This is a genomic window from Pseudomonas sp. Sample_9 (assembly GCF_004307535.1).
GTDB lineage: Bacteria > Pseudomonadota > Gammaproteobacteria > Pseudomonadales > Pseudomonadaceae > Aquipseudomonas > Aquipseudomonas mercuritolerans.
On the sequence record NZ_RAZO01000106.1, the window covers coordinates 1 to 10057 of the forward strand.

At 60.4% G+C, this 10057-nt stretch carries 9 protein-coding genes and 1 pseudogene; 2 read left to right on the top strand and 8 right to left on the bottom strand.

Translation table 11 applies throughout. The annotated features are described in order from the left end of the window. Positions 1–310, top strand: a pseudogene (locus D6877_RS05465) (lytic transglycosylase F); the annotation flags it as partial. 83 nt (positions 311–393) lie between these two features. On the opposite strand, the gene pdxJ reads toward D6877_RS05465, so the two are convergent. The 8 genes from pdxJ to lptF all read right to left on the bottom strand — a co-directional run bounded on the left by pdxJ (position 394) and on the right by lptF (position 8800). Beyond that, positions 394–1140 (bottom strand): pyridoxine 5'-phosphate synthase, encoded by a 747-nt coding sequence (gene pdxJ / locus D6877_RS05470; protein ID WP_016771560.1) that lies wholly within the window; start codon positions 1138–1140, stop codon positions 394–396. A 39-nt stretch (positions 1141–1179) separates the two neighbouring features. Then, positions 1180–1869, bottom strand: coding sequence for a DNA repair protein RecO (recO, locus tag D6877_RS05475; RefSeq protein WP_016771561.1), 690 nt, complete (start codon positions 1867–1869; stop codon positions 1180–1182). Positions 1870–2036: 167 nt separating this feature from the next. Beyond that, positions 2037–2939 carry a GTPase Era gene (era, locus tag D6877_RS05480; protein ID WP_016771562.1) on the bottom strand — a complete coding sequence of 301 codons (903 nt, stop codon included), beginning with the start codon at positions 2937–2939 and terminating at the stop codon, positions 2037–2039. Then, positions 2932–3621 (bottom strand): ribonuclease III, encoded by a 690-nt coding sequence (gene rnc, locus D6877_RS05485; RefSeq protein ID WP_024011703.1) that lies wholly within the window; start codon positions 3619–3621, stop codon positions 2932–2934. Before rnc ends, era begins: the two co-directional genes overlap by 8 nt. Positions 3622–3790: 169 nt before the next feature. After that, positions 3791–4645 (bottom strand): signal peptidase I, encoded by an 855-nt coding sequence (gene lepB, locus D6877_RS05490; protein WP_016771563.1) that lies wholly within the window; start codon positions 4643–4645, stop codon positions 3791–3793. 9 nt (positions 4646–4654) lie between these two features. Further along, positions 4655–6451, bottom strand: coding sequence for a translation elongation factor 4 (gene lepA / locus D6877_RS05495; protein ID WP_130910107.1), 1797 nt, complete (start codon positions 6449–6451; stop codon positions 4655–4657). 173 nt (positions 6452–6624) lie between these two features. Continuing rightward, on the bottom strand, positions 6625–7686 hold the full coding sequence (lptG, locus tag D6877_RS05500; RefSeq protein WP_130910108.1) for an LPS export ABC transporter permease LptG: 1062 nt from the start codon (positions 7684–7686) through the stop codon (positions 6625–6627). Further along, positions 7679–8800, bottom strand: a complete 1122-nt coding sequence (gene lptF / locus D6877_RS05505; RefSeq protein WP_130910109.1) for an LPS export ABC transporter permease LptF — start codon at positions 8798–8800, stop codon at positions 7679–7681. The genes lptG and lptF overlap by 8 nt, the downstream gene beginning before the upstream one ends. Positions 8801–9096: 296 nt before the next feature. Here lptF and D6877_RS05510 point away from each other — a divergent pair. After that, on the top strand, positions 9097–10057 hold a 961-nt coding region (locus tag D6877_RS05510), incomplete at its 3' end, for a M17 family peptidase N-terminal domain-containing protein (protein ID WP_277751473.1).

Consider the following 10057-nt stretch of genomic DNA (forward strand, 5'->3'; position numbering starts at 1 on the left):
CAACGTCGGCAGCGGCCATCTGGATGACGCGCGCAAACTGGCGGCGAAGGAAGGCTTGAATCCGGACAAGTGGCTTGACGTGAAAAAGATCCTGCCGCGTCTGTCTCAGAAACAGTGGTACAGCAAGACCCGCTACGGCTACGCCCGCGGTGGCGAGCCGGTGCATTTTGTGGCGAACATTCGTCGCTACTACGACATCCTGACCTGGGTAACCCAGCCGCAACTTGAAGGCGACCAGGTGGCCGAGGGCAACCTGCATGTTCCGGCGATCGACAAGTCGAAACCGGCGCAAGAGCCCGCCCCTCTTTAAAGCACAAGATCGCAGCCTTCGGCAGCTCCTACAGGGTTATGTGTACACCTGTAGGAGCTGCCGAAGGCTGCGATCTTTTGTTCTTAGCCCTTGAGAGCAGCAGCCAGGATCAGCGCTTTCATCTCCGACACAGCAGATTTGAAGCCGACAAACAACGCATGCGCCACCAGCGCATGGCCGATGTTCAGTTCATTGATGCCCTTGATCGCCGCCACGGCCTCGACGTTGTGGTAATGCAGGCCATGCCCGGCATTGACGATCAGGCCCTGCGCCAGTCCAAACGCCACGCCATCAGCGACGCGCTTGAGCTCTTCAGCCACTTCGGTGGGAGTTTCGGCATCGGCGTAACGACCGGTGTGCAGCTCGATGGCCGGCGCACCGACGCGCTTGGAGGCGGCGATCTGGCGCTCGTCGGCGTCGATGAACAGCGACACTTCGCTGCCGATCTTCGACAAGCGCTCGACCGCAGCCCTGATGCGTTCTTCCTGCCCCGCCACATCCAGCCCACCTTCGGTGGTCAGTTCCTGACGGGTTTCCGGGACCAGGCAGATGTGCGCAGGGCGAATACGCTCGGCGAACGCCATCATTTCTTCGGTGACACCCATTTCGAAATTCATGCGGGTTTGCAGCACATCCTTGAGCAGCAGCACGTCGCGCTCCTGGATGTGGCGGCGATCTTCGCGCAGGTGCACGGTGATGCCATCAGCGCCCGCCTCTTCTGCGTCCAGCGCCGCTTTGACCGGATCCGGGTAGCGCGTGCCACGGGCCTGGCGCAGGGTGGCGACGTGGTCGATGTTCACGCCGAGAAGAATGCGATTGCTGCTGGTCACGGATGCGCTCCTGAATTGAGAGGTTCGGCGCACAGCATATCAGGGCTTGCGAAACAGCTCGCGACTGACAAGCGGACGCCCGCCCAAATGCACCGCCAAGGCCTGGCGCATCAGACGCTTGGCCGCCGACAGCGCACCGGGTGCCGACCAGTCGGCTTCGGCCATGGCCAGCAGTTCGGTACCGTTGAACAGGCCTGGTTGCAGCAGATACACCCTTTCGAGACCGGCATCGACTTGCAGGCGATAGAGACCGTCAGGTGCGACAGGCTCACCGTGCATATCAGTGTTCATGGAGAAGCCGTAGCCGAGATCATCCAGCAATCGCCATTCGAAGGAGCGCAACAAAGGCTCCAGCGGTCGACCTTCGGCCAGCGCCAGCAAGGTCGCGGCGTAATGATCAAATACTGCAGGATGCGGATCCTCGGCAGGCAACAGGCGGATCAACAATTCGTTGAGGTAGAGACCGCTGAACAGCGCCTCGCCGTTGAGCCATGCCGAGGTGCCGGAGCTCTCCATGCGCCCGACATTCTTCAACTCACCCTTGCCACGAAACTCGACCTCCAGCGCCACGAACGGCCGCGCCAGTGTCCCGGCCTTGCCCCGCGCACTGCGCAACACCGCCCGCAGCCGACCTTGCGGCGTGAGGAAATCGACCAGTGCGCTGGTTTCGCGATAGGCGCGCGAATGCAGGACGTAGGCGGGTTGGGCAGGAGGCGGGTTTTGCGACATTGAGTTCTCGATGAAGAAACGCGGTTTTTACATGCAACTCAAAACCACTGTGGGAGCGAGCCTGCTCGCGAAAGCGGAGTGACAGTCAACATCGATGCTGAATGTTACATCCTCTTCGCGAGCAGGCTCGCTCCCACAGTGAGTAGCGGTGTTTTCGAGATCGCTACTTACAGGTCGCCATAACCCAGCGAACGCAGCGCGCGCTCGTCATCGGACCAGCCGCCCTTCACCTTGACCCACAGGTTGAGCATGATCTTGGAGTCGAACAGCAGCTCCATGTCCTTGCGCGCCTCGGTGCCGATGCGTTTGATGCGCTCGCCCTTGTCGCCAATGATGATCTTCTTCTGGCCGTCACGCTCGACAAGAATCAGCGCGTGAATGTGCAGGGTCTTGCCCTGCTGCTTGAATTCTTCGATTTCGACGGTGATCTGGTACGGCAGCTCGGCGCCCATCTGGCGCATGATTTTCTCGCGCACCAGCTCGGCGGCAAGGAAACGGCTGCTGCGGTCGGTGATCTGGTCTTCCGGGAAGAAGTGATCATTTTCCGGCAGGTGGTCGGCGATGACCTTTTCCAGCGCTTCGAGGTTGTGCCCGTGCTGCGCGGAAATCGGGATGATCTGCGCGTTCGGCAGCTGTTCCTGCAACCAGCTCAGGTGCGGCATCAGCTCGGCTTTGTCTTCGATGCGATCGGTCTTGTTCAGCGCGACGATCAGCGGGCCGGTCACGTACTGCACACGCTCCAGAACCATCTGGTCTTCGTCGGTCCACTTGGTGCGGTCGACGACGAAGATCACCACGTCGACGTCTTTCAACGCCGCCGAAGCGGTTTTGTTCATGTAACGGTTCAGGGCCTTTTCGCCACCCTTGTGCATGCCCGGGGTGTCGACGTAGATCGCCTGCACGTCGCCCTCTGTCTTGATCCCGAGCATGTTGTGGCGGGTGGTCTGCGGCTTGCGCGAAGTGATCGCGAGCTTCTGCCCGAGGATGTGGTTGAGCAGCGTCGACTTGCCGACGTTGGGACGGCCGACGATGGCAACGTAGCCACAGCGAGTTGCGTTTGTATCAGTCATTGCCATTCTCCACGCCCAGGGCAATCAGTGCTGCGGCGGCCGCTACCTGTTCGGCAATACGACGACTCACACCCTGACCTCGGCTTTTTTCATTCAGTAAGACCACTTCGCATTCGACGAAGAAGGTTCGGCAGTGCGGTTCGCCCTGGATATCCACCACTTCGTAGCGTGGCAGTTCGCAACCGCGCGATTGCAGATGTTCCTGCAAGCGGGTTTTCGGATCCTTGTTGGTGTCGACCAGCGTCAGCCCTTCGAACTCGCCGGCCAACCACGCCAGCACGCGCTCGCGGGCGACGTCCATGCCGGCATCGAGGTAGATCGCACCGATCAGAGCTTCGAGGGCATCGGCGAGAATCGATTCACGGCGGAAACCACCGCTCTTCAGTTCACCCGATCCCAGGCGCAGATAATCGCCGAGGTCGAAACCGCGAGCCAGTACGGCCAGCGTCTCACCTTTTACCAGCCGTGCGCGCAAACGCGACAACTGGCCTTCGCGGGCCAGCGGGAAGCGATCGAACAGCGCCTCGCCAGCGACGAAGTTGAGGATGGCATCACCGAGGAATTCCAGACGCTCGTTGTTGCGCCCGGCAAAACTGCGGTGCGTGAGGGCCAGCAGCATCAGCTCCTGGTCCTTGAAGGTGTAACCGAGCTGGCGCTCGAGACGGCTTAGAGAAACGCTCACGGTTTACCCACGCTGAGTTCGTGGCTGGTTTCCACTGCCATCGCCGGGGTACGGCGCAGGCCTGGGACAATTAACGCTGTGTTCAAAAAATAAATCCTGGCGATTGCGAAGCCGATTGTGCCGGCTCCAGAAATGCATTCGGCGCTGTGGTCAACAGCGCCGTGTTTGATTACTTGATCAGGCCAACCCGCGAGAAATTCGGCAGGTGGCTGAGTTTCGGCTCTGGCCAGCTCATCCAGACCGCGAAGGCCTTGCCGACAATATTCTTGTCGGGAACCATCCCCAGCAGATCCTTGGGAATGTTCGGATCATCCCAGTAGCGGCTGTCGTTCGAATTGTCGCGGTTGTCGCCCATCATGAAGTAGTGCCCGGCAGGCACTGTCCACGAACGGTCCGGAGTGGCGCGGTAACGGCTCATTTCCTTGCGGATCAAGTGCTCGGCTGCGCCGAGTTTTTCCTGATAGAGCTCCGCGCTGCCCAGCGAACCCGCTTCGGCGCCGACCATCTTCTCGGCGATCGACTCACCATTGACGAACAGACGCTTGTCGGCGGTGTAACGCACCGTGTCACCCGGCAGGCCGACCACACGCTTGATGTAGTTGACGTTCGGGTCGCTCGGGTAGCGGAACACCATCACATCGCCGCGCTGCGGGTCACCGACTTCGATGATCTTCTTGTCGATCACCGGCAGCCGGATGCCGTAGGAAAACTTGTTCACCAGAATGAAGTCGCCGACGTCCAGGGTCGGTTTCATCGAGCCGGACGGAATCTGGAACGGCTCCACCAGGAACGAACGCAGCACCAGCACGATGAACAGCACCGGAAAGAACGACTTGCCGTATTCGACCAGCAGCGGCTCTTTGTTCAGCTTCTCGACCACCACAGGCTCGGGCTGGCTGACACTGCCTTGATAAGAGGCAATGGCAGCACGCCGACGCGGTGCCAGGAACAGCAGATCAAGCAACGCCAACAGGCCGCAGACGAACACGGCGATGACCAGCAACAGCGGGAAATTTAGCGACATAGGACCTGATTATTCCAACCTGAGCACGGCGAGGAAGGCTTCCTGTGGAATTTCCACGTTGCCGACCTGTTTCATGCGTTTCTTACCGGCCTTCTGCTTCTCGAGCAGTTTCTTCTTACGACTGACGTCACCGCCGTAGCATTTGGCCAATACGTTCTTTCTGAGCGCCTTGACGGTTGTCCGCGCCACGATCTGACCACCGATGGCGGCCTGGATCGCCACGTCGAACATCTGACGAGGAATCAGTTCTTTCATCTTCTCGGTCAACTGGCGACCTTTGAAGTGCGAATTGTCACGGTGCACGATCAATGCCAGGGCATCGACCTTGTCGCCGTTGATCAGCACGTCCAGTTTCACCAGATTGGCCGATTGGTAACGATCGAAATGGTAGTCCAGCGAAGCATAGCCGCGGCTGGTGGACTTGAGACGGTCGAAGAAGTCCAGGACCACTTCGTTCATCGGCAGGTCGTAGGTCACTTGCACCTGATTGCCGAGGAACAGCATGTCGACCTGCACGCCGCGTTTCTCGATGCACAGGGTGATGACGTTGCCCAAATGTTCCTGCGGTACGAGGATATTGGCGCGCACGATTGGCTCGCGCATGTCCTCGATCGCCGACACGTCCGGAAGCTTCGACGGGTTGTCGACGTAAATCGTTTCACCGGTTTTCAGCACCAGCTCGAAAATTACCGTCGGCGCAGTGGTGATCAGGTCCAGGTCGTACTCGCGCTCGAGGCGCTCCTGGATGATTTCCATGTGCAGCATGCCGAGGAAGCCGCAACGGAAGCCGAAGCCCAGGGCGTCGGAGCTTTCCGGGGTGTACTGCAGCGACGAGTCGTTCAGGGTCAGCTTCTGCAGCGCTTCGCGGAAATCCTCGAAGTCGTCGGAGCTGACCGGGAACAGACCGGCGTAAACTTGTGGCTGGATGCGTTTGAAGCCCGGCAGCACCGGCACGTCCGGCGTCGAGCTCAAGGTCAGGGTGTCACCGACCGGCGCACCGTGAATGTCCTTGATGCTGGCGATGATGAAGCCCACTTCGCCGGCCTTCAGATCGACGGTGGCGGTGTGTTTCGGGTTGAACACGCCGACGCTGTCGACCAGATGAATCTTGCCGGTGGACTTGACGAGAATCTTGTCGCCCTTCTTCACACGGCCGTGGCGCACACGTACCAGGGAAACAACGCCCAGGTAGTTGTCGAACCAGGAGTCGATGATCAACGCTTGCAGCGGATCTTCGATGTTGCCGGTCGGCGCAGGGATGGTGTGCACCAGACGCTCGAGCACTTCGTCGACACCCAGGCCGGTCTTGGCGCTGCAGGTGACGGCGTCGGTAGCGTCAATGCCGATGATCTTCTCGATCTCGTCCTTGACGCGATCCGGCTCGGCCTGTGGCAGGTCGATCTTGTTCAGTACCGGCATGACCTCCAGGCCCTGCTCGATGGCGGTGTAGCAGTTGGCCACGGACTGGGCTTCGACGCCCTGCCCCGCATCGACCACCAGCAAGGCACCTTCGCACGCGGCCAGGGAACGGCTGACTTCGTAGGTGAAGTCGACGTGGCCCGGGGTGTCAATGAAGTTCAGCTGGTAGGTGATGCCATCTTTGGCTTTGTAATAGAGGGTAACGCTGTGGGCCTTGATGGTGATCCCGCGTTCACGCTCAAGATCCATGGAATCCAGTACCTGGGCTTCCATTTCACGCTCGGCCAGGCCGCCGCACATCTGGATGAAACGGTCAGCCAGCGTCGACTTGCCATGGTCAATGTGGGCGATGATGGAGAAATTGCGGATATGACTCAAATCACTCACGGATCAACACTCAAAAAGGCTGCAGGCTTGGCCCGCCGAAAAATAGCCGGGAATTGTACCTGATACACGGCGCAAGCGTCACGTTCGCCTGTCACCCGGATCGCATGCAAAAACGCCCCGGTCTGGCGACCGAGGCGTTTTCAGGGTTCAAGCGCTCAATGAAAGCTTGTTCATCAGCCCGCGCGCCTGAGCAGCCAGACGCCTGCCAGCGCACACACGCCGGCCGGCACCAGCACCGCAAACAGCGGCGAGAAACCGAACACCAGACTCGATGGCCCCAGCAGATCCTGGACGATGCGGAAGGTGAAGCCCACCAGCACGCCGGTGAAAACACGCTGGCCGAGGGTCACCGAACGCAGCGGGCCGAAGATGAACGAGATCGCCATCAGCACCAGCGCAGCGGTCACCAGCGGCTGCAACACCTTGACCCAAAATGCCAGCCAGTAACGGCCATTGCTCAGGCCCTGCTCGGCCAGATAGTGGATGTAGCCCCACAGACCGCTGATCGACAGCGATTCCGGCGCCATGACCACGGTGCTGAGCAGTTGCGGGCTCAACGCCACATCCCACTCCTCGCTCGGGGCATTGACGATCTCAGTGCTGCGCTCGTGGAACAGCGTGGTGGCGACGTCGGTGAGCTGCCACTTGCTGCCGTCGAACTCGGCCTTTTTGGCGAAGCTGGAGCTGAGCAGATGGCGCTCCTTGTCGAAGTGATAGCGCGTCACGCCGTACAACAGACCGTTCGGTTGCACCGCGTTGATGTGGATGAATTCCTCACCCTGACGGTGCCACATACCGTGCTTGGCGCTTTGCGCGTCGCCGCTGCCCTGGGCCAGCGAGCGATTGGCCTGGGCCATGCTTTCGGTGGCCGGCGCGACGTATTCGCCGATCAGCACGCCGGCGAGCATCAGCACCAGCATCGGCTTCATGACCGCCCAGACGATACGGCCGATCGACACGCCAGCAGCGCGCATGACTGTCAGCTCACTGCTGCTGGCCAGACTGCCGAGACCGATCAGGCAGCCGATCAATGCCGCCATCGGCAGCATTTCATAGAGCCGGCGCGGTGCGGTCAGCAATACGAAACTGAGGACATCGACCAGTGTATAGGTGTCGCTGACGTCGCCCATTTCATCAATGAAGGCGAAAAGCGTTGCCAGGCCGAGGATGATCGCCAGCACGGCGATGATCGCCATGAATACGCTGCTGCCGATGTAGCGGTCGAGTTTAACCACGGGCCACCTCCAGCGCGGCGCTGCGACGGCTGGCCAGCTTCAGGCGCAGCGGCTCCCAATAAAGCAGGCCGAGGCCGATCACCAGGAAGATCGCGTGCACCCACCACAGGCCAAGGGCCGGCGGGATCTTGCCTTTTTCAAGGGCGCCGCGAGCGGCAATCAGGATGGTCAGGTAAGCCATATAAAGAAGAATCGCCGGCAGCAGCTTGAGGAAACGCCCCTGACGCGGATTCACCCGCGACAGCGGCACCGCCATCAGGGTCACGATGAACACCAGCAGTGGCAGGGACATGCGCCATTGCAGTTCGGTTTTCGAACGGATGTCATCACTGCCCCACAGGGACGAGGTCGGCATTGCGTCACGATCGGTGACTTCTTCGCTCACATCCGGCTTGGGCAGCAGCACACCGTAGGTTTCGTAATGAATGGCGCGGTAATCGGCCTGCCCCGGGCTGCCGTCATAGCGAAAACCGTTGTCGAGGATCAGGTAGCGATTGCCGTCGGGGCGGATTTCCTGACGGCCCGACTCGGCCACCAGCACGGAAATCCCGCGGTCCTTTTTATCGGCGCCGAGGTTCTTCTGCGAGATGAACACACTGCCGAGATTGACGCGGTCGTCGCTCAGGGTTTCGGTGTAAGTCACCCGAGTACCGTCACGCAAGGCCTGGAAGCGGCCCGGTTCGAGGGTATCGAACTCGGTCAGCGCGTCCTGCTTGTTCAGCAGCAGCTGGAACTGGTTGGCGCCCTGCGGAGCCAGGCCGAGGCTCAGCCACGCCACCACCAGTGCCACCAGCGTTGCCGGAAACAGGGTCATGCGAAACAGCTTCTGCTGGCTCATGCCGGTGGCCGAGAGCACGGTCATTTCGCTTTCGAGGTACAGCCGACCGTAGGCCAGCAGGATCCCGAGGAACAGGCCCAGCGGCAGAATCAGTTGCAGGAAACCCGGCAGACGAAAGCCCATGATCAGGAACAGCGAGCCCGGATCGAGCTGACCGGCCGCAGCCTGCGCCAGGTATTTGATGAAGCGACCGCTCATGATGATGACCAGCAGCACGGCACTTACGGCGCTGAGGGTCAACAGGACTTCGCGGGACAGATAACGGAAGACGATCAAACCAGACACTCCAGGGTTGTCAGGCTAAGGCGGCCAAACAAGCAAACACATCGACCGGCCCGCCATGCAGAGCGGTCGAAAAAAGATGCGGCATTATCCTGTGATTGGGTGCGCCTGTCACTGCGCACACTCATCCATCGCTGTAATCCTTTGCTGAGGGTTGTCAGGCGCGGGGAGCGAGGTTCAAACTGCGGCCCTTGTCGCAGGCTTTGGCCTGCGCCTCTTCTATCTATAAGCAGGCGACTGCGGACAACGTCGAACGCCTGCGTGTTGACCATTCATTCAGGGATCCGGACATGGAACTGGTTGTAAAAAGCGTTAGCCCAGAAACGTTGAAAACCGCCACCCTGGTGGTTGCCGTCGGCGAAGGCCGCAAACTCGGCGTCGCCGCCAGACTGGTCGACGAGTCGAGCGGCGGCGCAATCAGCGCCGTGCTCAAGCGTGGCGACCTGGCCGGCAAGGTCGGTCAGAGCCTGCTACTGCACAGCCTGCCGAACCTGAAAGCCGAGCGCGTGTTGCTGGTCGGCGTGGGCAAGGACGAAGAACTGGGCGACCGTCCGTTCCGCAAAATCGTTGCCGGCATCCTCAACACCCTCAAAGGCCTGGGCGGCGGCGATGCCGTGCTGGCGCTGGATGAAGTCATCGTCAAAGGTCGCGACAGCTACGGCAAAACCCGTCTGCTGGCAGAAACCCTGGTCGACGGCGGCTACACCTTCGACCAGTTCAAGAGCCAGAAAGCCGAACCGCGCGCCCTGAAGAAAATTACTCTGCTGACCATCAAGGCTGCGCAAGCCGAAGTGCAGCGCGCCGTGAATCACGCCACTGCTATCGCCAACGGCATGGCCTTCACCCGCGATCTGGGCAACCTGCCACCGAACATCTGCCACCCGACCTTCATGGGCGAACAGGCCAAGAACCTGGGCAAAGAGTTCAAGGATCTGAAAGTCGAAGTACTCGACGAGAAGAAGATCAAATCCCTCGGCATGGGCTCGTTCTACGCCGTGGGCCAGGGCAGCGCCCAGCCGCCGCGCCTGATCGTCATGCAATACAGCGGTGGCAAAAAATCCGAGAAGCCGTTCGCACTGGTCGGCAAGGGCATCACCTTCGATACCGGCGGCATCAGCCTGAAGCCGGGCGCCGGCATGGACGAGATGAAATACGACATGGGCGGCGCTGCTTCTGTTTTCGGTACGCTGCGCGCCGTGCTTGAGCTGAAACTGCCGATCAATCTGGTGTGCATCCTCGCCTGCGCCGAAA

Coding starts and splice junctions, on each gene's coding strand:
- recO (WP_016771561.1), bottom strand. CDS start 1,869: ATGTCGCAAAACCCGCCTCCTGCCCAACCCGCCTACGTCCTGCATTCG.
- era (WP_016771562.1), bottom strand. CDS start 2,939: ATGACTGATACAAACGCAACTCGCTGTGGCTACGTTGCCATCGTCGGC.
- lepB (WP_016771563.1), bottom strand. CDS start 4,645: ATGTCGCTAAATTTCCCGCTGTTGCTGGTCATCGCCGTGTTCGTCTGC.